Here is a 25,583-nt window from a genome sequence, read left to right on the forward strand (position 1 = left end):
GCTTGCTTGGGGCGTTGGGTGCTGGCGTGGTTAAAATATGGGCTATTTTAACAGGAAAGGCAAGTAATAGCCGAACCGGAGTTTTTTTAGACGGTATTGGAATGGTTTCCAAAGCCTTGCAAGGATGTTTCTAGCCAGTTGGGTAGCGGCGGGGACGTGCAGGGTGTGGCTGCGGATAATCTAGGATTTCAGTTACTTGAAGTGCTATCTGCCGGATTTTAAAAACCCGGCAGATAGCTAAACATCTCAAGATTTTGCTAAAGGTTTTGCTAAAAAACAACTTCCCTTGATGTTTTCCTGGCGGGTGTTGGAAACCTGCCAGATCTAAATTTTGGGAAGTTATCAATAACCAAGCCCTTAATTAATTAACAACCTGGATTTGTCGCCACTGAGCAGTAGAGGTTATACAAAAACAATATGTTACCGCTAGTGAAAGGGCTGGCGCCTTGTTCTTTTGGTAAATCGCTGATGTAGCCCCAACTGGTGACACCGACAACAATATTATGGACAGCCGCTGAACCGAAGTTTGTACCGCTAAGCGATGGTGTCATGCCTAAGTTGACCAACCAAGGGCCGCCGCTGGAACCGCCAGTTTGCAGTGAGCCAATCACGGTGTTGTTGGAAAGGCTGCCATTGACATAACCCAAGGAGTCGGTTCTTTGCATAAAGTTACCGCTATCGATTGCTTGCGGATAACCTAATTGCGAAATTTGCGCGGCGGTCAGGCCGGCAAAAGAAGTATAGCTGTAGCCATTATAGCCAAAACCATACCAGCCAGTTTTATTGCCCGCGTAGTACGCAACACCTCTTCTACTATATTGCGGTGCGAGCCTGATCAACGCAACATCATTTTGGCAAATAACGCCGGATTGGGCGCAAGAATCAGTGCCCTTGATATAAGAAGTCATAACCGTAGCGGATGACCAACCCCAAGTACCGTAAGGAGCTGCTGCGCCGTTCTTAGCAGGCACGAACGTCCAGCCGGTATAAAAGCTGTTGGTACCGAAACCGGCCACACAATGGGCCGCGGTGACCAGTATGCCTGGAGCGATTAACGAGGCGGAACAGACATAAGTGCCACCGTTAATATTGAAATAAAGCTTGCCTGTCGCTCTGTAAGGGTAAAACTTAGAGGTTTGGTTACCAAATACGTTGACTTCTGAGGTAGTGTAGGGATGGTTGAATGAACCAAACTCTTGAGGACTGACTCCTGTTTCATCTTCAATGAAATTGGATACAGGTACCGTTGTTGGTGTTTGTTTGCCATCTCCAGTTCCGCCGGGTACAAATCCAGGGACACCAGGGAATGTAGGTGCTGCATCTGCTGTAGGGGCAACTGGGCCTAGGGTGTTTTTAGGAAGCGGCATTGGGATTGCGTTGGCAAAATCAATGTTTGAGCTTTGAGGGCCTTGGGCAGGAACAGTAATGGTAGTGGCAGCACCGTTTTGTTGGACAACAGGCTCACCCGCTACGGCATCTGTGGCAACCGCAAAACTGATCGCGGTGCATAAGAATCCTGCAACTGGCAACAGGGAAAGTGATTTTAGTTTCATAACATAATTCCTCGCAGTGATTAAATAAGTTTGGTGAGAATGCGGGCCGAAAACCGACATTCATCAACCTGCTTTGAGTGTGGAGAGTGATTTATTCGTGCGGATACATCAATTTCAACCGCAGGTAAACAATAGCACCAAAGCGGCGGATATGCTGTGAAATATTAACATGCAGAAAATGTGAAAAATACCATAAAAACAATTTATGTTGTCTTATTGTATTGAATTTAAAGTTATTTTTTCTGCATCGGGAGCGGATGCTTGTGTAGGCAGGTTAAAAAGAAAAGAAAATATATAGGTAGCTAATGCTAAGAACCATTGCAATCAATTTAATTTTGTTGAGCAAAGAGAGTCCGTGCCAATAAACGGTGAGACCGGTTTTATGGTAAAGATAGAAAGCCAGGAGTTTATTGTGGATGCGTCGATAGACGCCAGGTATCAATAAACACAGCCGATAGATACCGAAACCCAATATGGACATGAGGATGTAGAAAACAATGATCTGGGTGTCATGCAAATCCGTTTCAAAAATCATCTCGATGACGGTGTCAAGCGTAATTTCCACCCATTCAAATAGAATGTCACCGAGTTCATAAAGCCACTCAAATAATAAATGAAACAGCTCGGTCAGCAACTCAAACACCAGATGCGGCAATAAGATGATGATTAGAATACCGATTGCTAATAGCCCCCTGAAAATTTTTTGGTAATTCAGTGAATCCATGGGTCATCCGATAATAAAAAAGCTCTCAATTTGATATACATACGGTTGTGAGTATAAAAGATTTACGATAGCCTGTATATGTCATCGCATCTGCGGTTTTAGCTTTAATCAACCCAAACTCGTGCATTTTTGAACAAGCGCATCCACGCACCGTGCTCTTGCCAGCCGTCAGGATGCCAGGAGTTTTGCAAGGTTCTAAAACAGCGTTCAGGATGTGGCATCATGATGGTGAAACGCCCGTCGCTGTTGGTCAGGCCCGTGATGCCGAACGGCGAGCCGTTGGGATTGGCGGGGAAGGCGGTGGTTTTATTGCCGTAATTGTCGATATATGACAAGGCCACAGCCCCTGCGTCGATTGCTATTTGCGGATCGCCTGTAGCCTTTGAATTAAAAGCAAAAATGGCGCGGCCTTCGCCATGCGCGACAACTACAGGGATGCGTGTGCCGACCATATCCGTGAACAAAATCGACGGTGAAGCTTGCACTTCGACCATCGCCACCCGCGCTTCAAACTGCTCGGAGGTGTTGCGGACGAACCGGGGCCATAACTTCGCCCCTGGGATAATGTCTTGCAAATTCGAGAGCATTTGGCAACCGTTGCACACGCCTAAACCGAAAGTGTCGGTGCGGTTGAAAAACGCGCTGAATTCGTCACGCGCACGGGCATTGAACAGGATGGATTTTGCCCAGCCGCCACCTGCGCCTAACACGTCGCCGTAAGAGAAACCACCGCAAGCCGCCAGGCCGACAAACTCCGCCAAACTGACGCGCCCGTGGATGATGTCGCTCAAATGCACGTCGATGCTGGCGAACCCGGCACGGTCAAACGCCGCCGCCATTTCCACATGCCCGTTCACGCCTTGCTCGCGCAGGATGGCGATTTTCGGGCGGCTGAGGTTTAGGAACGGTGCGCTGATGTCTTCGTTGATAGGAAAACTTAAGGCCGCATGTAAGCCGGGATCGTTGTCATCGGCGATAAGCTGGAATTCCTGCAAGGCACAGTCGGGATTATCGCGCAGGGCTTGCATCCGGTAGCTGGTTTCCGACCACACGGTTTGCAATTCGGCGCGTGTCGCACTGTAAATGACTTTTTCCAAATGATTGATGGTCAATTGCTGTCCGCTGACCACTTCGCCAATTTTAAAGACACAATCAACCAAGCCCGCATCAGTCAAGACTTTCATGACATGGTGGCATTGTTCGGTGCGGACTTGCAGCACCGCACCCAATTCTTCGTTAAACAAAGCGGCTAGCGGATCATCGCCCAACACATCCAAATTCAAAGCCACGCCTTGGCGTCCGGCAAACAGCATTTCCGCTACGGTTGCCAACAAACCGCCGTCGGAGCGGTCATGGTAGGCCTGGATATTGTTGTTTTGGCTTAAAGTTTGGATGGCCTCGAAAAAGCCTTTCAATAAATCGGGGTGGTCAAGATCGGGGCAATCATTGCCCAATTGCCCGTAAACCTGCGCCAACACCGAAGCGCCCAAGCGGTTTTTGCCTGCCCCCAAATCTACCAATAACAAGACGCTGCCGATCAGCGGGCGCAATTGCGGGGTCAGGGTTTTGCTGATGTCCAGCACGGGTGCGAAGGCGGTGATGATCAGCGACACGGGCGAAGTCATGGTTTTCGTGTCCGCCCCGTCTTGCCAGACGGTTTTCATCGACAAGGAATCTTTGCCGACCGGAATCGCAATGCCTAGGGCGGGGCATAAGTCCATGCCGACGGTTTTTACGGTGTCGTACAACGCGGCGTCTTCGCCGGGAAAACCTGCCGCCGCCATCCAGTTGGCGGATAATTTGATGTTGCTGAGCTTATCAATCCGCGCCGCCGCCAAATTGGTCAGAGCTTCACCAATTGCCATCCGGCCTGAGGCGGGCGCGTTGATGACTGCAATCGGTGTGCGTTCGCCCATCGCCATCGCTTCGCCTGTCACGCCATAAAAACCGGAGGCGGTGACGGCGACATCGGCGACGGGGATTTGCCAGGGGCCGACCATTTGGTCACGCGCCACCAAACCCGTCACCGAGCGGTCGCCGATGTGGATCAAAAAGCTTTTGTCGGCCACGGCGGGGAAGGACAAGACCCGTTTCACCGCTTCGGCTAAGTCTATGCCGTTAGTGTCGAAATCAGGCAAAACAGGTTTGACATGTTCGGCATGGCGGTGCATTTTCGGCGGTTTGCCGAATAAGACCGACATCGGAATATCGACGGGCTTGTCGCCCAACATGCTGTCATTTAAGGTTAAATGTTCGTCTTCAGTCGCTTCACCAATAACCGCAAATAAGCAATGCTCACGTTCGCAAAATGCGCTGAATAATTCCAAAGACTCCGGTTTGATGGCGACCACATAGCGTTCTTGGGCTTCATTGCACCAGATTTGCATCGGTGACATGCCCAAATCGGCGTTGTGGACGTTGCGCAATTCAAATCGTCCGCCACGCCCGCAATCGTGGATGATTTCCGGCACGGCGTTGGACAAGCCGCCCGCGCCGATGTCGTGGATGGAAATGATCGGTGTGTTTTCGCCCAAGGCGTTGCAATGGTTGATGACTTCTTGGCAGCGGCGTTCCATTTCGGGGTTTTCGCGTTGCACGGAAGCAAAATCCAAGGCTTCCGAACTGCTGCCGGACGCTTGCGACGAAGCCGCACCACCGCCCAAACCTATCAACATGGCCGGGCCGCCTAGAATAATAATCAAGGAACCCGCCGGAATCGGGTGTTTATCAATCAGCATCGGGCGGATATTGCCCATGCCGCCAGCAATCATGATGGGTTTGTGGTAGCCACGGAATTGCTTGTCAGTATCCGCAAAAGGCTGCTCAAAGCTACGGAAATAACCTGCGATATTAGGCCGTCCGAATTCATTGTTAAACGCAGCACCGCCTAAAGGGCCTTCGATCATAATATCCAAGGCGGAAGCGATGCGTTCGGGTTTGCCGTTGTCGGTTTCCCAAGGCTGGGCAAAACCGGGGATTTTGAGATGCGACACCGAAAATCCGGTCAGACCAGCTTTGGTGGCCGAACCGCGTCCGGTCGCGCCTTCATCGCGGATTTCCCCGCCTGAACCCGTCGCCGCGCCAGGGAATGGCGAAATGGCGGTGGGGTGGTTGTGGGTTTCGACTTTCATCAACAAATGCGCCGCCTCTTCCGTGTAGCGGTACGCGCCAGTGTGCGGGTCGCGCAGGAACACATGGGTGTTTGAGCCTGTGACTACGGCGGCATTGTCGCTGTACGCCGACAAAATGCCTTCGGGAGATTTATCCTTGGTGTTGCGGATCATGCTGAACAAGGTGTGTGTGTGCCCAACGCCATCTATCGTCCAGTCGGCGTTGAAGATTTTGTGGCGGCAATGCTCGGAATTGGCTTGCGCGAACATCATCAGTTCAACGTCGGTAGGGTTGCGCCCCAGATCTTGGAAGCTGACGGTCAAGTAATCAATTTCGTCAGCGGACAAGGCCAGCCCTAAATCCGAGTTGGCCTGTTCCAGCGCGTTGCGGCCTTGTTCGATGACTGCGACAGTTTGTAAGGGTTTGGGCGCGTGGTGACTGAATAAATCTGGTGTGGTGTCACCGTAGATTACGCTTTGGGTCATGCGGTCATGAAGTAAGGCGGCGAGGGTGTCCGGCAATGCGGCGGTGCTGGTGACGGTATATTCAATGCCGCGTTCGATACGATTGACCGCAGACAAACCGCAACGCTGGGCGATTTCCGTGGCTTTGCTTGACCACGGCGATTGTGTGCCGGAACGCGGGATGACCAACAGGTGTTCGCCGTGACAGTCAGCAACGGCGGGTTCCGCACCATAAGCCAGCAAAGAATGCAGGATTGACTGCTCGGCTTCGTTCAAATCGCCATCAACATCGACAAAGTGGACAAAACGGGCGGACAAGTTACCGATAGCGGGTTCCAGGGCTTGCAGTTTTGCCAGCAGTTGTTTGATACGAAAGCCCGACAGGGCAGCGGTTCCAGGGATTTTTAACATACGGTGGGGAAGTTTGGGATTTGGGGGAAGTCGGGTTGATGCTAATGGCGGGCTCGACGCGGCAAATGGGATACAAACTACGTCACTGCGTACATCAGTTATTTAACCACAACCAACTTTCGTGTTTTTTGTGCTTTTCGTGGCTAAAGCTTTTATCACTTGGCAAAATCCGATTTAATCGTATCCTGCAATAAATTCAGCAAACGCGCAGCACTGGCATCGGTGGCAGGTTTTTGTTCTTTATCCAAAACAGTGACATCGGTTTGTTGGCCTTGGTCGGTCAATTTCACGGTAAATTCTTGTTCGTTATTTTGCAAGCCGCTGAAGATGAATAAGGCTTCATGCCAAAGTGATTGATCTTCCAAGGCTTTTTCATCGGGGTCGAAATGTAGCGCGAAAGTTTTTTCAGCCTTGTTGCGGTTCGTCACTTCTATGGATTTGCGGCTTAAGGCTTTGTCTATCGCCCGCCAAGACGTTTCAAACGGTGCCGCCAGGCGCAAAATGTCCACGCCCTCGGCTGATTTTTGCAATGTCACCGGAATGGGTTCGTGCTTGATAGGTGTTGTGTTAGCTTTCGTTTCCGAAGCCGGAGTTTCGGATAGTGCAGGCGAGGCTATCTCAGGTGCTTCGTTAGGCAATACCGTGGCGGGTGCTAACGCTTCGGGTGTTTTTTCAACGGCAGAAGCGGGGATTGCGTTGGTTTCCGGCTTGTTGGCTAGGGCTGGTTCTGTACGGGCGATGGGTTTTAGGTCGCGGCCTTTTGCCAAATCTGCCGGCAACACCAGGGCCGGAATCTCCGTGGTGTATTGGTAATCTTTTTCCTTATCGGGAAACAGGCTTTTGATAGTGCCACAAGCCGTCAACAAATTCAACGCAAGCATACCGGTAATAATCAGTAAAATTTTCGCTTTCATCATCAAATCACTTTGTCATCAAATCGCTTCGGCAAGACGCATCGCAGCACGGACTGCGTCAAAATATTCTTCAGAAAGCCACGTCAACGGCAAGCGTATGCCTTTGCCGATCAGTCCCATTTCGGCGACCGCCCATTTTACCGGGATGGGGTTGGATTGGATAAACAGGTTTTTGTGCAGGGCCATCAATTTCGTGTCAATCGCCAAGGCGGTGCCGGCATCACCGGCGATTGCCGCCATTAACATGTCATGGATTAATTTAGGTGCGACATTGCCAGTCACGGTAATCGAACCATTGCCGCCGAACAGGCAAAACTCGCGGCTGCTGGCGTCGTCACCGCTATAAATGGCAAAGTCCGGCCCGGTCAAATCGCGGATTTTTTGGTAGCGGGATAAATCGCCGGTGGCTTCTTTGACGCCGACAATATTTTTTAGTTGGCCGATACGGCCCACTGTTTCCGGCAACATATCGCAAGCCGTGCGTCCTGGCACATTGTATAAAATTTGCGGGATGTCCACGGCATCGTTAATGGCCTTGTGGTGCAGGTACAAACCTTCTTGGGTCGGTTTGTTGTAATACGGGGTGACGATCAGGCAAGCGTCTGCGCCCGCTTCTTTTGCGCGGCGGGTCAGGTTGATGGCTTCCGCTGTGGAATTGGCCCCCGTGCCTGCGATGATTGGAATCTTGCCGCCAGCATAGTCAACCACGGCCTTGATGACCGCGCAGTGTTCCTGTTCATCCAGCGTCGCGGATTCGCCTGTGGTACCGACGGCGACCAGGGCATCGGTGCCCTGTGCGATATGGAATTGCACCAAAGCCTCAAGCTGTTTGAAGTCCACAGCACCACTGTCGTCCATGGGTGTGACTAATGCGACGATACTACCTTGAATCATGAAATCTCTCGAACAGAATGGATACGGATATAAAGCTTTGCATTATAACAAGCAAACACTTAAAACTCAGCCTGATACGCAATTAATTGGTTTAGACCTGTCAGGTTTCTAAAACCTGACAGGCCGTTACGCCGTAGAATTTAATCCTCCACCCATTGCTGGCGGTAATCCTGATACGTGTAATGCTTGATTTTTTCCAAGCCATTGTCTCCCTGCTTATAAATATCCGGTAAATTGTAACCATTAAAACGGCTGGCTTTGACGAGGCTGTAGGCGCCGATATTTTTAAAAACGATTTTATCGCCCAATTGCAAAGCGTGGTTAAATCGGTATTCGCCAAATAAATCCCCGGCCAGACAAGTTGAACCTGCCAGTATGGCTTTATAACGGCCATTGGCATCTTGACCGACAATTTCGGGTTGGAACTGGTATTCAAACACTTCGGGTTGATGGTTGACCGAGGTGTCGAGTATCGCGATGGTCTTGCCGTCGCTGTCAAACAGGTCAATCACCGTCGCCACCAAGTGTGCCGTGTTTTCCAGCACCGATTTGCCCGGCTCGATATAAACCTCCAAACCAAACGTGTTTTTCAAGGTTTGCACCTGTTCGATAAAAGGCTGTTGATCTTTGATCTGGCAGTACAAATAACCGCCACCTAGGTTCAGCCAGCGCAGTTTGCCTAGTTTATCGCGCAAATACCGCGTCAGTTTTTCCAGCGTTTTTAACAGCGGCGTGTAATCCGTACCGGAAAATTGGGTATGGATGTGCAAACCTTGGATAGGGTCGATGCCGGAAGACTGCCACAAGCGGTCAATATCGACACCGAGTTTTGAATGCGGGCGGCAAGGGTTGTAACGTGCGTCTTCCACGAAAGACAGCTTGGGATTGACGCGCAAGCCCACAGAAGTTTGTGCTGCGATGCCTGAAGCAAAACGTTGGTGCTGTGACAGTGAATTAAAACTGATATGCGTACATAACTCCGCTAATTCCGCCAATTCGTTAGGTCTGATGCCGGGTGTGGTCAAATGCAGGCTGCCCGCCTTTGATAAAACTTCATCAGCGAGTTTGGCTTCGAACAAGGAGCTGACCGAAAAACCATCAATAAAAGGTTTCGCCAACTTCAGTACCTGGGTAAATGGTAAGGATTTGATCGAATACAAAACCTTGCAAGCGCTCTGTTGGCGCAATGCAGCCAGAGATTGTAAGTTGGCGAGGAGCTGGGCTTCATCCAATACAAAAGCGGGTGTCGCAATATCGGACTGGGTGAGGGTGGAAATATCCATCGCCTATCCTGTAAAAAAGTGGATCGTGAAATGTTATTTTAACGGATGTTGGGTTTTAATATGGTTTCGTCATTACTTGATTTTTCAGGTATCCATAAACCAAGATGCTAGGCGTTATTTCTAATGCTTGTTACCCTGATTCATGACAAAATACGCGCCATTTTACCCTCCCACTTGAGACGTTATGAGAATTGCCATTTTATCGCGTAACCCTAAACTGTATTCAACGACTCGATTGGTTGAAGCTGCCGAAGCACGCGGACATCAGGTCAGGGTGTTGGACGTTTTGCGTTGTTATATGAATATCACCTCGCACAACCCCTCCATCCATTATCGGGGCGAAGACTTGACCGACTTTGATGCCGTCATACCTCGGATCGGCGCGTCGGTCACTTTTTACGGTACGGCGGTGTTGCGGCAATTTGAAATGATGAATGTCATGCCCTTGAACGAATCGGTCGCCATTTCCCGCTCCCGCGACAAACTGCGCTCCACCCAACTGCTCGCCAGAAAAGGCATAGGCTTGCCTGTCACCGGTTTTGCCAACAATCCTGATGATATTGCTGATTTGATAGACCAGGTGGGCGGTGCGCCGCTGGTCATCAAATTGCTCGAAGGCACCCAAGGCATAGGGGTGGTGCTGGCGGAAACCCATAACGCCGCAGAAAGCGTGATCCAGGCGTTTATGGGTTTGAAAGCCAATATCATGGTGCAGGAATTTATCAAAGAGGCGGGCGGCAGTGACTTGCGCTGTTTTGTGGTGGGTGACAAAGTGGTCGCCGCGATGAAACGCCAAGGTGCCGAAGGCGAATTCCGCTCCAATTTGCACCGTGGTGGTTCCGCTTCACTGGTGCGCCTAACCCCCGAAGAACGCTCCACTGCGATACGCGCCGCCAGAATTATGGGCTTGAATGTCTGTGGCGTCGATATGCTGCGCTCAAACCACGGCCCCGTCATCATGGAAGTCAATTCTTCACCCGGTCTTAAAGGCATAGAAGCCGCCAGTGAAAAAGACATCGCCGACTTGATCATCCAGTTTATCGAAAAACGCTTTGAATCGTTGGAAACACCCAAAGATAAATCCCCCAAAGCCAGGGCCAGGACTCGTGGCAAGGGATAGATTGGCTTCAATAATGCATTATTAACGCATTAGGTTTTCTGGAATCATCATGAATTCAAACCCTCATCTATGGCATAAGCGTGTAGATACTTATGATTGATGGGGGCGGCCTGCACATAATCGTATTCTGCCAGAAAGTCCGCATAGAATTCCGTATAAACCTAAGATAGGTTACGAAAGCGTGTAGATACTTATGATTGATGGGGGCGGCCTGCACATAATCGTATTCTGCCAGAAAGTCCGCATAGAATTCCGTATAAACCTAAGATAGGTTACGAATGTTGTTTAAAGTCCGCTGATGAAGTGTCAATTTTGTTTACACACTGGTGGTGGGCTTTAAATACATGATGTAAAAAAATCTCTAATAACAATAAGTTGTTTTTTTGGCATGTAGTTTGCTTATTTTATTTGGGATAATTCCTTTCCATAATAAAACGTCTATTTCTTAAAATGAGGATAAAAAAATGAACAAATTTAAAACATTATCAAGCGGCCTTTTGTTAGCCGCCGTCCTGGGCTTAAGCAATCAGGCCCAGGCGTTAGTTATTGATACTTTTGACACAACGCCAATGTCTGTGTCGGGTACCGTCCCTGCAACAAGTGGACAGACAATTGCCCCTGAAGCCATCCAAGGTTATCGTCAGCTTGATATTGTCAGCACTAACGGCAATGTCGTTATTAATACAAATACAACGCCAACTTTTGGCGCTCTGTCAGTCAGTAATGCCGCTGATGTGATTTCACAAACTTCCGTGCTGTGGAATGGTAACAACACTGGTTTGTTTGGCGGTGTAGATTTAACTGACGGTGGTGCATCTACAGCTTTGTTGTTGGCGATTACTTCGATTGACCAAGGTAATGTGACAATTACTTTTAAGGTAAGAGAAAAAACTAGTGCGGGTGGCGAGACAGCAACTCTGGCATTAACTGGCTTGGGCGTAGGTACACAAAGCTTTTTGTTCTCTTCATTTGCTAACTTCGCAGCTGTTGATTTTACTCAAGTGAATAAAATCGAGATGATTATTGACGCCGGTAGTGCATCTGATTTGACATTGGATATGGTTGAAACCAATCAAGATATCAACTTGCCAGAGCCTTCCAGTTTAGTGCTGATGGGTCTTGGTTTGGCTGGTTTGTCTTTTTTGCGTAAAAGAAAAGCGGCTTAATTGATTTTCCGGTTTCACTTGCTGTAACAAAAAGCCGCTCACTGAGCGGCTTTTTTGTTTTCAAGATTTCGTATAGTTCCCACGTTCTGGCGTATTCTCTGAGGCATAAATGGGAATGCGTAGGCTGGGATGACGTAAGGAATCCCAGCATTTTGTGTCCTCATTGCCGGGATTACGCTATCGCTTCATCATAGCCTACAAACTATTCGCTGCATTAGGTTGGCGACTTGCCTCAATAAAAAAGCCGCTTTATAAAAGCGGCTTTTTTGTTTTGATGATTTTCGTGCACTGGTTACTTGCCCATTAAATGTTGTCAACGAATCTGACAGTTATTTGATAAGAAAAAAGGCGTACAAAAGGATCTTGTACGCCTAATGTCAAGCGGGCAGGATGTTGCTTATGGCAACAATTGGATACGGTCTAAAGCACCAGGGGATACCGGGCCGGTCTGTGCTTTGAAGTAAGCTTCCAAGGCATCAATGTCTTGTGCGCCACCTAATGGGTTGGTGCCTTTGACAAGGGCGAAGAATTTATCGCCGCCTGTGGCTAGGAAGTTGTTCACGGTCACACGGTAGCTGGCTGTTGGATCAACAACCACGCCGTTAAGCGTGATGCTGGCAGGGTCGATTTTATCGCAAGCCGGGCCGGTACCGCTCCATGAGTAGTTAAAGCCTGCAGATGTTGACAGTATGCGGTTGAAGGTTTGGCCATTTGGACAGCCGACAAATTGTTGTTCCAATACTTCTTCAATTTGTGTGCCAGTCAAGGTCATGGTGACTAAGCTGTTACCGAAAGGTTGCACGGTAAATGCTTCGCTGTAAGTCACGTTGCCGTCACCTTCGCCAGCAGGGCTGGAGGCAAAAGTCATATCGGCGCGGATACCACCTGGATTCATGAAGGCGATTTTTGCCGCGCCTAATTTGGCGGGCGCAGTTGCCAGCAGTTGTGAATCGGCAATGACATCGCCCATGGTTGATTCACCGGCAGGATTTGCGGTTTTTGACAAAGTTTCGGTAATGCTACCTATTACGCGGTTAGCAATCGGTGTCACCAGGGTTTTGTAGTTATCGACAATTTGTTTAATGCCGGCATCAGGGGTGATAGTTGCGTTGTTTCTGTCCACGGCAACGTTGGTGGCAGTGACGTTTGCGACTTTACCTGTGACTGCGCTCAGGGTCATGTCCACTTCGGTCAAGACGCGGCTTTGGCTATTGGCACTGGTCACCGGGATCAAGTGGGTGCCATTTTGCGTGGCGATCATGCAGTTGTAAGCTTGGTGGGTGTGGCCGGAAATGACCAGGTTGACGCGGTCAGAAAGGCCGTTGACAATTTTTTTGATGGACGAACCGTCAAGGTTGCCGTCGCAAGAATTGATCGTGGCAACCGATTGTGAAACAGGGATTGTGCCTCCTTGATGGATCAGGACCACAATCGCTTTGACGCCTTGGGCATGTAATTGGGGGACCAGCCTGTTGATGATGCGTACTTCGTCTTTAAAGCTCAAGCCCGCTACGCCGCTAGGGGTCACGATGGTAGGGGTTTCTTTTAAAGTCAAACCGATGAAGCCAACTTTAACGCCTTCATATTGTTTGATGGTATAAGCTGGGAATAAGGTTGTGCCTGATTTTCTATCGATTACGTTCGCCGCTAAAAACTGGAATTTCGCCCCTTCAAAAGGTACGGGTGTGCCAACCGCCGCACCTTGGCAACTATTGACATCGCTTGGATGGCAGCCGCCGTTTTGCATACGCAACAGTTCATTTTTGCCTTCGTCGAACTCATGGTTGCCGACCGCATTAATTTCTAGGCCGGCGCGGTTCATTGTTTCGATAGTGCCTTCATCGTGGAACAAGGCGGAAATTAAAGGGGTCGCACCGATAAGGTCGCCAGCAGAGACGATGGTTGTATTAGGGTTTTTGCTTTTAATGTCGGCAAAATAACCGGCTAACCAGTCGATACCGCCAACGGGTACGGTGGCAGTGGCATCTGTTGGTAAGTTGCGGAACAAGCCTGGGGATTCTAATTGGCCATGGAAGTCGTTGATCGCGACGATTTTGACATTAACGGTTTTAGCCGCAATAGCCGCACCTGAGAATGCAAAAGATAAGGCAACGGCAAGGGAAATTTTTTTTAACTGCATAGTGTGACCTTCTAGTGTAAGTTAAACAAATGATCGGTGGCAGCCAAACCAACAAAGTGCCATGTTTCTGCCGCCAATGTATCCGCTGCAAGTCTGTGCAGATTGCTAGCGAATCTTCTCAGGATAATCTTGTTGTGTGAAATTACTGTGAAATTGTTCACTTTATAAACTATAGCTAAATGAAGTTTGTCATAGCTCATTGCTTTGTTTTAAGTAAGCACTGGATATTTTCTGGAAACCCTAACTTCGGTTTTTGTTTTGCCGGCCATTTTCACCGCACACTCTGGTGTGAATCAGTTATAATCCGTCAATTTTGGGTAAAGCAGTCAATCACGGCATGTCAGAAAATCTTTCAGAACTTAAACGGCGTCGCACCTTCGCGATTATTTCCCACCCTGACGCGGGCAAAACCACGATTACTGAAAAACTGTTGTTGTTTGGTGGCGCGATTCAGTTGGCAGGTTCGGTAAAGGGGCGCAAAGCGGCACGCCATGCCACGTCGGATTGGATGGAAATGGAAAAGGAGCGAGGCATTTCCGTGACCACATCGGTCATGCAGTTTGAACATAAAGATGCCATCATCAATTTGCTCGACACGCCGGGCCACGAGGATTTTTCCGAAGATACTTACCGGACTTTGACTGCCGTGGATTCCGCGTTGATGGTCATCGACGTGGCGAAAGGCGTTGAAGAACGCACCATCAATTTGATGGAAGTCTGCCGTCTACGTACCACGCCGATTTTAACTTTCATCAACAAGCTCGACCGTGAAGGCCGCGAACCGATAGAATTGCTGGACGAAGTCGAAAATGTCCTGAAAATCCAATGTGCACCGATCACCTGGCCTATCGGCATGGGCAAACGCTTCAAAGGTGTTTATCATTTATATAAGGATGAAATCCATCTGTTCAGTGCCCAGCATGGCGGCAAAATTGCCGAAGCGGAAGTCATTAAAGGCCTGCATAACCCTAAATTGGACGAATTGCTAGACGATCAGGCCGCAGAATTGCGTGACGAAATTAATTTGGTCAAAGGCGCGAGCCATGAGTTTGATTTGGATGCGTATTTGTCTGGAAAACTGAGTCCGGTGTTTTTCGGCTCGGCGATCAACAATTTCGGGATACTGGAATTGCTCGATGCGTTTGCCGAATATGCGCCGTCACCGAGGCCGCGTGAAGCCGAGCAACGCACAGTGCTGCCGGAAGAGGACAAATTCACGGGCTTCGTGTTTAAAGTCCAGGCCAATATGGATCCGGCACACCGTGACCGCATCGCGTTTTTGCGCGTTTGTTCCGGCAAATTCGACAAGGGTATGAAAATCCACCATGTCCGTTTGGGTAAAGCGGTGCAGGTTTCCAACGCGCTGACTTTCCAGGCCGATTCGCGCAAGGCGGTGGAAGAGGCGTATCCCGGCGATATTATTGGCCTGCATAACCACGGCACTATCCAAGTTGGTGATACTTTTACCCAAGGCGAAACCTTAAAATATGGCGGCATTCCGTATTTCGCGCCGGAACTGTTCCGCCGTGTCGTGCTCAAAGACCCGTTGCGTGCCAAAGCCCTGCAAAAAGGCCTGGTGCAATTGACTGAAGAAGGGGCGACGCAGTTGTTCCGGCCTTTGAAAAATAACGACTTGATTTTGGGTGCAGTGGGCGTGTTGCAGTTTGATGTCACCGCGTTCCGTTTGAAAGCGGAGTACAATGTTGAATGCGTGTACGATGCCATCCCCATTTCGACGGTGCGTTGGGTCAGTTCGGACAAACCCGCCAAATTGGAAGAGTTCAAGAAAAAAGTCTTTGAAAACCTTGCCGAAGATGGCGGTGGCTACTTGGTGTATGTGGCGAACAGCCGCGTCAATTTGCAACTGACCGAAGAACGTTGGCCGGATATTAAGTTTAGTGCGACCCGGGAGTTGTAAATCGCCTGTATACTCTACATGGTCAAGTTTTCGTTTTTTATTGGGAGTAGCGCGGGCATCCCGCCCCGCCAGTTGCGGTCAAGATGACCGCGCTCCAAAAACCGAAAACTTGACCGATTGAAGTCTATTCCGCATTCCCTAAGCAAAAAACCTTACGGAACGGATTGAAAACCTGTTTTGGTCAATTTCAAGGCTGTCAAATTTTGTGACAGCCTTGAAAAATGCGAAAATGCCCAGATAAAGGCATCGTGTAAAAATTAGAACCTAAACAATCACGTCAGCTATCACTAAGTTTTCTAAATCCACCCCCATACCCATGTCTGAACAAAACAACGATGCACAAACCGCTTTAAGCCAATTAAAAGAATTTATTAACCGGCAAGTGATCGGTCAAGACGTGCTGGTTGAGCGGATGTTGATCGGTCTGCTGGCGGACGGGCATATTCTTGTCGAAGGTGCACCTGGCCTTGCCAAAACCCGTGCGATCAATGTCCTCAGCAAAGGCATACAAGGTGATTTTCATCGTGTGCAATTCACACCTGACTTATTGCCCGCCGATTTGACCGGCACCGAAATTTACCGCCCCCAGCTCGGCACGTTTGAATTCCAAAAAGGCCCGCTGTTCCATAACCTGATTCTTGCCGATGAAATTAACCGCGCACCGGCCAAGGTTCAAGCGGCCTTGCTGGAAGCGATGGCGGAGCGGCAAATTACCGTGGGGCAGGCGACTTATCCTTTGCCCGGCCTGTTCATGGTGATGGCGACTCAAAACCCCATTGAGCAAGAAGGCACTTATCCGTTGCCGGAAGCGCAACTCGACCGTTTTTTGCTGCATATTAAGGTTGATTATCCCAGTGCCGAACATGAAAAAACCATCTTGCATTTGGTCAGGGCCGAAGCGCGGCAAGCCACCGTATCAATGACGAAACCGTTCCAGCCCATCAGCCAGGCCACTTTGTTTGAAGCCAGGAATGCCGTGCTGGACATCCACATGGCGGAGAGTTTGGAGGCGTATTTATTGCAAATTATCCTGGCTACGCGTAAGCCAAAAGCGTATGGCGATGATTTGGCGGGTTGGTTGCAATACGGTGCCAGCCCGCGTGCCAGTATCGCGTTGGATCGTTGTGCACGGGCCAAAGCATGGTTGTCGGAACGCGATTTTGTCGCCCCCGAAGACATCCAGGAAATGGCTTTTGATGTGTTGCGCCATCGTCTGATCTTGTCTTATGAAGCGGAAGCCGAAGGTATAACGACCGACTATTTCATCAAAGAACTGATTGCCAGAATCGCAGTGCCTTGATGTTGTCCAGAAAAGTTCCTGTAAGCCCTGATTCCAGGGTCTCTGTTTCCTTAGCCAACCTGATTGACCTGGCGAGCTATGCGGTGCGTATCAAACTGCATAATCCGCAGTTCCGGGCACGGCAAAGCGGCGGTTATGTATCGCGTTTCAAGGGGCGCGGCATGGAGTTCGAAGAAGCCCGGATTTATCAGGCGGGTGATGATATTCGCAGTATCGACTGGCGGGTGACGGCGCGGACGGGTACGGCGCATACCAAAATTTTTCGTGAAGAGCGCGAAAGGCCCGTGTTCATTTCCGTTGACAACCGTGTCGCGATGCACTTTGCCACCCGAGGCGTTTTCAAATCAGTGTTGGCGGCTAAGCTTGCGGGTTTGCTGGCTTGGACGGCACAGGGCCAAGGCGACCGTATCGGCGGACAATTATTTTCCGAGCAATTTTGCCGCGAGTTAAAACCGCAAAACGGCAGGCAAGCCGTGTTGCGGTTTTTGGATTTATTGGTTAAAGGTGAGGGTGGGCAAAAGGATGGCAACGCCAGTGCGCAAAGCTTTTCCTTGGAACATGTCTTGGCCAGGCTGGCTCATCACACCCGTCCCGGCAGTTTGGTGTATGTCATCAGCGATTTTCGCGGCATCAACGCGCAAGCCGAAATCCATCTCGCAAAACTGGCCGAGCATTGTGACGTGGTGCTGGTTTTTGTTTATGACGCCCTGGAAAAGCATTTGCCCGCGCATAAAGGCCGTTACCGGTTTATCGATCAAGACCGCGAAGTCATCATTGATAGTGCCGACGGGCCGCGTTTGCTTGCCTATCATCAACATTTTGCAGGCCGACAACAACGCCTGGAGCAACTGGCAAAGAAACGGGGATTGGTGTTGATACAATCCAGCACGACGGAAGATCCCCTGCAATGCTTAAGATGAAAAAAGCTTTCCAACAAAACGAATCATGCAGACTACGCAATTAGACCTTAGGGGCATCCATGTACCTGAAACCATAAGCTGGTGGCCGCCCGCTCCGGGCTGGTGGTTGCTGGGTGTGGGCATTTTGGCTTTGATCGTCTTTTTGTACTGGATTTATCAAGGTTTGACCCGCAAAACGGCGGTGAAAACGGCGAAAACCCTGTTGGTGGCTATTAAAAACAACCGTGAGTTGGATAACAAGCAGAAATTGGGTGAGCTTTCCATGTTGTTGCGGCGGGTTTCGATAAGTATTTCACCGCGTAGCGACGTGGCAAGCCTGACTGGGAGCGCGTGGCTTTGTTTTCTGGATGGCCCGCTGAAAGCTTCGCCATTCAGCAAGGGTATTGGTGTCCATCTTGCCGACGCGCCGTATCGGCAACAAATGCCATTGTCGGACGCTGAAATCACGCAACTCATCAAGCTCTGCGAAGACTGGCTTAAGCACTGTACCCAACCCGTCCGAAGCCAGCCAACTAAACTAAAAAAACCGTCATGATTCATTTGGAATGGCCTTGGTTACTGGCGGCTTTGCCATTGCCTTTAGCAGTGCGTTGGTTGTTGCCAGCGCATCAGGCGGTTAAGCAGGCGGCGTTAAGAGTGCCTTTTTTGGATGATTTTGCGGGTGCTGAAACGGTGCTGGTTTCCCAACAAAAATATTCCTTATGGCTGGCTATCGCCGCTTGGTGTTTGTTGGTTTTCGCTTGCACCCGCCCCCAGTGGCTGGGTGAGCCGATAGAGCAGGCGGTCAGTGGACGGGATTTGATGTTGGCGGTGGATTTATCTGGCAGTATGGAAGCGAAGGATTTTTTTCTGAACAAGGAACCCGTGGATAGGTTGACCGCCGCCAAATTTGTTGCCGGAGATTTTATCAACCGCCGTGTTGGTGACCGTATTGGTTTGATTTTATTCGGCAGCCAGGCGTATTTGCAAACACCGCTGACCTTTGACCGGAAAACCGTGATGACTTTGTTGGACGAGTCCGTACTGGGCTTGGCGGGCGACAATACCGCCATTGGCGATGCGATAGGCTTGGCGGTCAAACGTTTGGGGAAACAGCCGGAAAACAGCCGGGTATTGATTTTGATGACCGATGGCGCGAACACCGCAGGTGAGGTGTCGCCATTAAAAGCCGCAGAATTGGCCAAGTCGAAAAATTTGAAGATTTACACCATTGGTATCGGTGCCGATGAAATGATCGTGCGCAGTTTTTTTGGCAACCGCAAGGTCAACCCTTCGGTGGATTTGGATGAGGACACCTTGGTCAAAATCGCCGAAAGTACCGGTGGAAAATATTTTCGCGCCCGCAATGCCGAGGAATTGAACAATATCTATCTATTGTTGGATAAGCTGGAACCCGTTGAAAAAGAAAAACAATACTATCGTCCACGCAGTGAGCTGTTTTATTGGCCCTTGTCGCTTGCGTTGATGCTGGCGGCTTGCCTGTGTGCGCTGCGGGTGAGGCTGTGATGGTTTGGGACGGTTTGCATTTTATTCGGCCCTATATGCTGTTGGCGTTGTTGCCGGCGGTGGTGTTGGTGGTGTTGCTGTGGCGTAGCAAGTTAAGCCAGGCACTATGGACAACGGTCTGTGATGAGGCTTTATTGCCGTATTTATTGCAGGAAAAACCGGTCAATGCGGGACGGGGATTGTTAATTACTGGCGCGGTGGCCGCTTTTTTGGCAATCATCACCTTAGCAGGCCCCACTTGGCAACGTCTGCCCGCGCCTGCGTTCAGAAATGCTTCAGCACTGGTCATTGCCTTGGATTTGTCCCGTTCTATGGATGCGGAGGACATCAAGCCCAGTCGCTTGATCCGCGCCCGTTACAAAATTGCCGATTTATTAAAGCAGCGCAAGGACGGGCAGACGGCGTTGCTGGTCTATTCAGGAGCCGCATTCACGGTGACGCCGTTGACGGATGACAGCCAAACTATCGATAGCCAATTGTCGGCACTGACTACCGGCATGATGCCTAGCCCTGGTAGCAATGCCGTAGAAGCCATCAACAAAGCCGTGGCTTTATTTAAACAGGCGGGTTTGCAAAAAGGCCAAATTGTGTTGGTCACCGATGGTGTTGATCTGGAAACAAGCTTGCCTGCGGTTATGGCCTTGGATGGCTATCAACTATCAATTTTGGGGGTCGGCACACCTGATGGCGCCCCTATTCCCGCTGACGGTGGTTTTGTAAAAGATGCCCAAGGGACGATTATCATCCCAAAATTAAATATTGATGATCTGAACCAATTGGCCCAAGCCGGGGGGGGTGTTTATCAAACCATCACGGTGGACGATGCCGATATTCAAACCTTGTTGGCAAGGTTTAATTTGGCATTGCAACAAAATGATGATGCCAAGAGCCATGTCATGTTGGAATTATGGGATGATAAGGGGCCTTGGGTATTACTGTTGGTTTTGCCGTTAGCAGCGTTGATTTTTAGAAAAGGCGTGTTGTTGTTTGCATTTTGTCTGTTAATACCGTTTCCTGAAAACAGTTACGCTTTGGGTTGGCAGGATTTATGGCAAACGCCAGACCAACAGGCGCAAAAAAAGTATCAGCAACGAAATTTTTCCGAAGCCGCTGGACAATTTAATGATCCGCAATGGAAAGCGGCGGCACATTATCAGGCGGGTGAATACGATAAAGCGTTACAGGCTTACCAGTCCTCTCCCCAGAAAGAAAATAGCGATTATTTTTATAATCAGGGCAATGCCTTGGCGAGGACTGGTGGGTTAGAACAAGCCCTCAAAGCTTATGACCAAGCTTTGGCGATTAAACCGGATGATGCCGATACGCTTTACAACAAGGAAATGGTTGCCAAGGAACTGGCAAAACAGCAACAAGACAAGAAGAACCAAGCGCAACAACATGACAAACAATCGTCTGATGATAAATCGGATAACGGGCAGGACAAGCAAGACCCGCAGGATAAGCAAAATCAGCAAAATCAGCAAAATGGCGACGACAACGGGCAAAAACCACAGGCAAAACCTGAACGGCCCGATTCAGAATCATCGGCCCAGCCACAGCAGGGCGCCCGGCAATCCACTGAAAAACCAGACAGCAATAAAGAGCGGCAAAAATCTGCAAATGAAACCGCTACAGAAGCTGGACAAAAGCAAGTGCCAGAACAACGTCCTCAAGCTCAGGAGCAGCCAGCACTTAGTGTAGAATCTGCCGAGCAACAGCAAGCCAATGAACAATGGTTGAAAAGGATTCCCGATGATCCTGCCGGTTTATTAAAGCGTAAATTTAAATATCAATACAACCAGCGCGGCCAACAAGCCGATGAAAAAGAGGCGGGTTGGTAAGCAGGGGAGACTGTGAAAGTATTCAAAAATTTCCCGAATACCATATTGTAACGCATTGATTTTTATGAGTCAGCGGAGTAAAAAAACATGTTTTTTTACTCCAAAACCGAATACTTTCACAGTCTCAAGAGACAATTCCAATGGTTGCAGGCGTTTTAATGTGGGTTGATGATATTCACCCATAGTTTTGGGATGTGTTGCATACCGGGATGTGGATGTCCCGCAGATTACAAGAACCGCATTTAAGGTAATAATACCTGAAGAAATGTGAATTACTGCCATGTGCCAGGATTTTTTATGAGTGACAATAATAAGAGCGCCTTAATGTTATTCCAAGCGGTTTTGGGTATTCTGGCATGGGCGGCTATTGGTGTGGAGGCGGATTCAAAATTGCCGGATACACTGGCAAGGATCAAACCTGGCATCGTCGCCGTGGGTACATATTTGCCTAAACGCAGCCCTCGAGCCAATTTTTTAGGGACAGGGTTTGTCGTGGGGCAGGGTAATTTGGTTGTCACCAATGCACATGTCGTACCCGAATCATTGGATACTGAACATTTGGAGCGCATCGCCATTTTTTTTCGTCAGGGCAATGAGGAAAAAATGCAGATGGCCAGCGAAGTTGCCCTGGACAAAGACCATGATCTGGCGGTGTTAAAAATAACCGATCCGTTGCCGGCCCTTAAGCTAGGCGATGCCGCTTTGGTCAAGGAAGGGCAAGTCTACGCCTTTACAGGGTATCCGATAGGTATGGTGTTGGGCTTGTATCCGGTCACCCATAGGGGCATGGTTTCAGCAATCAGCCCTAATGTGATCCCAACGATCAAATCAGGGCAAATCAATCCTAAGTTGCTCAGGCGTTTGGAGGCCCCGTATAACATCTTTCAATTGGATGCGACCGCCTATCCGGGCAATAGTGGCAGCCCGCTTTATGATGTGGATAGCGGTGCCGTTGTCGGCGTGATTGACAAGGTTTTTGTCCAGGAAAGCAAAGAAAACGTGTTATCGAACCCAAGCGGGATTGCCTATGCAATCCCTGTTAATTATGTGCTCGGTTTGCTCAAAGACAACAATCTCCATTGAGTTTTAACCCGGGTAATTTTTTGTAGATAAAGAGAAATCTGTGATCCGTATCTTTCGACATTATATTTCAAGGGCTTATTTGTCACTCTTGCTCATTGAATTTGTTGCTTTTTTTAGTGCCATGTATTTAGGGAACACGGCCCCTTTTTTGACGGCATCATCTTGGTATAGCCACGAACAGATTATCCTCTCCAGTTTTGTTTTTGCCATCGTGCTGACCTTGTCCTGTGCGGCAATGGGTTTATACCGCCGAAGTTTAAGTTTGCAGGATTATAATCTTCTCGCACGTACCTCTGTCAGTTTTGCTATTGCCCTGATTATATTGATCGCCATTTATTATTTCATCCCGGAATTTTTGATTGGACGGAGCGTGTTGGTGGCTGCTATCTTTTTCGCTCTTGTCAGCATCGTTATCACTAGGGATTTGTTTTATAAATTTGTTAACCTGGAAACGTTTAAAAACCGTGTATTGGTGATTGGTAGTGGCAGTAAAGCCAGTAAATTGAGTGAAATCAACAATTCTTTTATACACAAAGGCTTTCAGGTTGTTGGGTTTATTGGTTTTTCCGGTGAGCAAGCAACGGTTGACCAGCAAGAGACTATTAATTACGACAATGAAAACATTCGGGCTATTGCGGAAGAGCTAAAAGTTGATGAGTTGGTGGTTGCACTTGATGACAACCGCCGGTTTATGCCCTTAAAAAGTTTGTTGGATTGCAAAATGTCCGGTTTTAAAGTGACCGATATGGTCAGTTTTTATGAGCGTGAACAGGGAATTATTTCTTTAGAGCACACCTATCCAGGATGGCTGATTTTTTGCGATGGTTTTGCCCAAGGTGGTTTGCGGGTTTGGGAAAAACGTTTGTTTGATTTACTGGCCTCAGGATTATTGTTGATTGTTACTTGGCCTGTCATGTTGATAACTGTTTTGGCTATCTATATTGAAAGCAGAGGCCACGGGCCGATTTTTTATCGCCAAATCCGTGTCGGGGAAGAAGGCAAGAATTTCGAAGTATTGAAATTTAGAAGCATGAGGTGTGATGCCGAAAAAAATGGTGTGCAGTGGGCGCAAACCCAAGATGACCGCGTAACCGACGTGGGGGCCATCATCAGAAAATACCGCATTGATGAATTGCCGCAAATATTCAATGTATTTAACGGGCAGATGAGTTTTGTCGGCCCGCGTCCGGAAAGGCCTGAATTTGTCAGCGGCTTTGAGGAAAGGATACCTTATTATCGTGAAAGGCATCGTGTAAAACCTGGCATTACTGGCTGGGCCCAGTTATGTTACCCTTACGGTGCCAGTGAAGATGATACCGTCCAGAAACTTCAGTACGACTTATACTATGTCAAAAATTACAGCCTATTCCTGGATATTTCCATTATGTTCAACACCGTTGAAGTGGTATTGTGGGGCAAAGGCGCACGCTAGCAACGCCTTGCATTTACCGAATGGCTGGACGCGGTCATTAGCCGGTTTACTATTGGTTTTAGTCATTTCGCTGGTGGTTTTTTTTGACACATGGGCTTCAATTATTGATATTTGGTTACGCTCCAAGACGTATACGCATGGTTTCGTTATTGCCCCTATCAGCCTGTGGTTAATTTGGTCACGAAGGCATTATTATCTTCATTTATTGCCGGCGGTATCCTACCTCGCCCTTGCTGGCGTTGTTGCCAGCGGTTTTGCCTGGTTGACCGGTGATTTAATCCATGTCGTTTTTATTAAGCAACTGGCTGCTGTTGGTATGCTGGTGAGTGGTTTTTGGGCGGTGTTGGGCAACTCGGTGGCTTCCAGCATGTCATTTCCGTTGCTTTTCCTATTTTTTATGGTACCTATGGGCGAGGAGCTTATTCCTCCACTAATAGAATTCACCACCTCGTTCACCGTTAAGTTTTTAAGGCTAACCGGCATAAGCGTTTATCGTGAAGGTAATTTCTTTACTTTGACAACCGGCAGTTGGTCGGTCGTTGAAGCTTGTAGCGGCATCAGCTATCTGATCGCATCGGTTACCCTAGGGTTCGTTTTCGCTTATTTGAATTACGCTTATTATTGGAAACGGGCCTTATTCATGTTGCTGAGCGGCATTGTCCCAATTATTGCCAATGGCTTTCGGGCTTATATTATTGTTATGATTGGCCATCTTAGCGATATGAAATTGGCTGTGGGTGTGGACCATTTGATTTACGGCGGGGTTTTTTTTGGTTTGGTCATGTTGCTATTGTTTTATTTAGGTTCTTTTTGGCGCGACCCTCCTTTTATACCTATCTCGATTGTGGCTGTAAAAACCGCTAAAACAAACACCTATCAAATACTGCCGACAATAGCAATGGTCACCATTCTGTTTGGAATTTGGCCGGTTTTGTCATCATGGTTAATAAACAAACAAGCGTTTAATGGCTTGCCCGCCTATGTGGTAAAACCGGAGTTAAACGGTTGGCATCCTGTTGAAAATCCACAATGGATATGGACGCCCCAATTTGACAGAGCAGTTGATCACAATATCCGTTTTTATAGCAATGGCACTTATACAGTGGGTTTATACCAGGCCAGCTTCGGCAAAGAAGAGCAGGGGGCTGAATTGGTCAATTCCGAGAATAGGTTAATTAGGCCGGATGATTTTAATCGTTTACGCACTATAAATATCGCCCCCACTAAACAGCCTACTGAAAATGATCGGAATTTAGCGGTTAATTCGACACTGATAAAAGGGGCGGCAGAAACTATTTCAGTATTGGACTGGTATCAATTGGGTGCTCAAATAACGGGCAATCCTTTTTGGGCGAAAGGGCGGCAGTTAATTAAACGTTTGACAGGCGATACCTCCCCTGAATTAAAAGTCGTGTTGTGGATGCGTTCACCCGAAAGGGATCATGAATTGGCGGTGCGGATTTTAAAAAATTTTCTGAAAGATTGGGCAAGACAAAATAATTTATCATTAGGTTCGTAATATCTGCCCGTAACCTTCTACAATATCCAAGCAAATACCTAACTGCGGCTGAATTTCCATCATTATTCATTGTTTCATCAGTGCTTGCATAGAACAGTAATGCCTAGATCAGGCTTTTTTGGCAAGCACTGATGGAAAAATTAATAGCGGGTTAGCACCTAGACGACGCGCTGAGCGCCTACAAAGACAGCATCAAGAAATGAAACTAAAGCACAAGCCCGGCCTGCTGGGGCCGATCAAGAAACGCCCGGTGATGGCGACGGCCCTGCTGGGCATGTCCCTGT

At 48.7% G+C, this 25,583-nt stretch carries 18 protein-coding genes; 11 read left to right on the forward strand and 7 right to left on the reverse strand.

All coding sequences use genetic code 11. The features are described from left to right. Nucleotides 1-365: 365 nt before the first annotated feature. From PHH59_RS12300 to PHH59_RS12325, 6 genes are all read right to left on the reverse strand, one after another. Nucleotides 366-1,553: a trypsin-like serine protease gene (locus PHH59_RS12300; RefSeq protein WP_300016415.1), complete on the reverse strand. Its 1,188-nt coding sequence runs from the start codon at nucleotides 1,551-1,553 to the stop codon at nucleotides 366-368. A 274-nt stretch (nucleotides 1,554-1,827) separates the two neighbouring features. Continuing rightward, nucleotides 1,828-2,277, reverse strand: coding sequence for a hypothetical protein (locus tag PHH59_RS12305; protein ID WP_300016418.1), 450 nt, complete (start codon nucleotides 2,275-2,277; stop codon nucleotides 1,828-1,830). Between the two features lie 104 nt (nucleotides 2,278-2,381). Beyond that, nucleotides 2,382-6,263 (reverse strand): phosphoribosylformylglycinamidine synthase, encoded by a 3,882-nt coding sequence (gene purL, locus PHH59_RS12310; protein ID WP_300016421.1) that lies wholly within the window; start codon nucleotides 6,261-6,263, stop codon nucleotides 2,382-2,384. A 155-nt stretch (nucleotides 6,264-6,418) separates the two neighbouring features. After that, nucleotides 6,419-7,177: an outer membrane protein assembly factor BamC gene (bamC, locus tag PHH59_RS12315; protein WP_300016424.1), complete on the reverse strand. Its 759-nt coding sequence runs from the start codon at nucleotides 7,175-7,177 to the stop codon at nucleotides 6,419-6,421. An 18-nt stretch (nucleotides 7,178-7,195) separates the two neighbouring features. Beyond that, nucleotides 7,196-8,071, reverse strand: a complete 876-nt coding sequence (gene dapA / locus PHH59_RS12320) for a 4-hydroxy-tetrahydrodipicolinate synthase (RefSeq protein ID WP_300016427.1) — start codon at nucleotides 8,069-8,071, stop codon at nucleotides 7,196-7,198. 140 nt (nucleotides 8,072-8,211) lie between these two features. Continuing rightward, entirely contained in the window at nucleotides 8,212-9,354 is a 1,143-nt protein-coding gene (locus tag PHH59_RS12325; protein ID WP_300016430.1) for a carboxynorspermidine decarboxylase, read from the reverse strand. A 184-nt stretch (nucleotides 9,355-9,538) separates the two neighbouring features. On the opposite strand from PHH59_RS12325, the gene rimK reads away from it, so the two are divergent. Together rimK and PHH59_RS12335 are read left to right on the forward strand one after the other, a co-directional pair. Beyond that, on the forward strand, nucleotides 9,539-10,474 hold the full coding sequence (gene rimK / locus PHH59_RS12330; protein ID WP_300016433.1) for a 30S ribosomal protein S6--L-glutamate ligase: 936 nt from the start codon (nucleotides 9,539-9,541) through the stop codon (nucleotides 10,472-10,474). A gap of 464 nt (nucleotides 10,475-10,938) precedes the next feature. Next, a complete protein-coding gene (locus PHH59_RS12335) occupies nucleotides 10,939-11,640 on the forward strand; it encodes a PEP-CTERM sorting domain-containing protein (RefSeq protein WP_300016436.1) in 702 nt (233 codons plus the stop codon). Between the two features lie 397 nt (nucleotides 11,641-12,037). On the opposite strand, the gene PHH59_RS12340 is transcribed toward PHH59_RS12335, so the two are convergent. Then, a complete protein-coding gene (locus PHH59_RS12340) occupies nucleotides 12,038-13,780 on the reverse strand; it encodes a bifunctional metallophosphatase/5'-nucleotidase (protein ID WP_300016439.1) in 1,743 nt (580 codons plus the stop codon). Between the two features lie 337 nt (nucleotides 13,781-14,117). Here PHH59_RS12340 and PHH59_RS12345 point away from each other — a divergent pair, with 337 nt between their 5' ends. The 9 genes from PHH59_RS12345 to xrtA all read left to right on the forward strand — a co-directional run bounded on the left by PHH59_RS12345 (nucleotide 14,118) and on the right by xrtA (nucleotide 25,299). Continuing rightward, entirely contained in the window at nucleotides 14,118-15,698 is a 1,581-nt protein-coding gene (locus PHH59_RS12345) for a peptide chain release factor 3 (protein WP_300016442.1), read from the forward strand. A 316-nt stretch (nucleotides 15,699-16,014) separates the two neighbouring features. Further along, nucleotides 16,015-16,998 carry a MoxR family ATPase gene (locus PHH59_RS12350; protein WP_300016445.1) on the forward strand — a complete coding sequence of 328 codons (984 nt, stop codon included), beginning with the start codon at nucleotides 16,015-16,017 and terminating at the stop codon, nucleotides 16,996-16,998. After that, nucleotides 16,998-17,918 carry a DUF58 domain-containing protein gene (locus PHH59_RS12355; protein ID WP_300016448.1) on the forward strand — a complete coding sequence of 307 codons (921 nt, stop codon included), beginning with the start codon at nucleotides 16,998-17,000 and terminating at the stop codon, nucleotides 17,916-17,918. The genes PHH59_RS12350 and PHH59_RS12355 overlap by 1 nt, the downstream gene beginning before the upstream one ends. Nucleotides 17,919-17,943: 25 nt before the next feature. Beyond that, a complete protein-coding gene (locus PHH59_RS12360) occupies nucleotides 17,944-18,453 on the forward strand; it encodes a DUF4381 domain-containing protein (RefSeq protein ID WP_300016451.1) in 510 nt (169 codons plus the stop codon). Next, nucleotides 18,450-19,424 carry a VWA domain-containing protein gene (locus tag PHH59_RS12365; protein WP_300016454.1) on the forward strand — a complete coding sequence of 325 codons (975 nt, stop codon included), beginning with the start codon at nucleotides 18,450-18,452 and terminating at the stop codon, nucleotides 19,422-19,424. Before PHH59_RS12360 ends, PHH59_RS12365 begins: the two co-directional genes overlap by 4 nt. Further along, nucleotides 19,424-21,265: a VWA domain-containing protein gene (locus PHH59_RS12370; protein ID WP_300016468.1), complete on the forward strand. Its 1,842-nt coding sequence runs from the start codon at nucleotides 19,424-19,426 to the stop codon at nucleotides 21,263-21,265. The genes PHH59_RS12365 and PHH59_RS12370 overlap by 1 nt, the downstream gene beginning before the upstream one ends. Before the next feature lie 297 nt (nucleotides 21,266-21,562). Next, a complete protein-coding gene (locus PHH59_RS12375; RefSeq protein ID WP_300016457.1) occupies nucleotides 21,563-22,348 on the forward strand; it encodes a serine protease in 786 nt (261 codons plus the stop codon). A gap of 148 nt (nucleotides 22,349-22,496) precedes the next feature. Then, nucleotides 22,497-23,780 (forward strand): TIGR03013 family XrtA/PEP-CTERM system glycosyltransferase, encoded by a 1,284-nt coding sequence (locus PHH59_RS12380; RefSeq protein ID WP_300016460.1) that lies wholly within the window; start codon nucleotides 22,497-22,499, stop codon nucleotides 23,778-23,780. Continuing rightward, on the forward strand, nucleotides 23,695-25,299 hold the full coding sequence (gene xrtA, locus PHH59_RS12385) for an exosortase A (protein ID WP_300016463.1): 1,605 nt from the start codon (nucleotides 23,695-23,697) through the stop codon (nucleotides 25,297-25,299). The genes PHH59_RS12380 and xrtA overlap by 86 nt, the downstream gene beginning before the upstream one ends. Nucleotides 25,300-25,583 lie beyond the last annotated feature (284 nt).

Origin of the sequence: Methylovulum sp. (assembly GCF_028687615.1) — a bacterium.
Taxonomy (GTDB): Bacteria; Pseudomonadota; Gammaproteobacteria; order Methylococcales; family Methylomonadaceae; genus Methylovulum.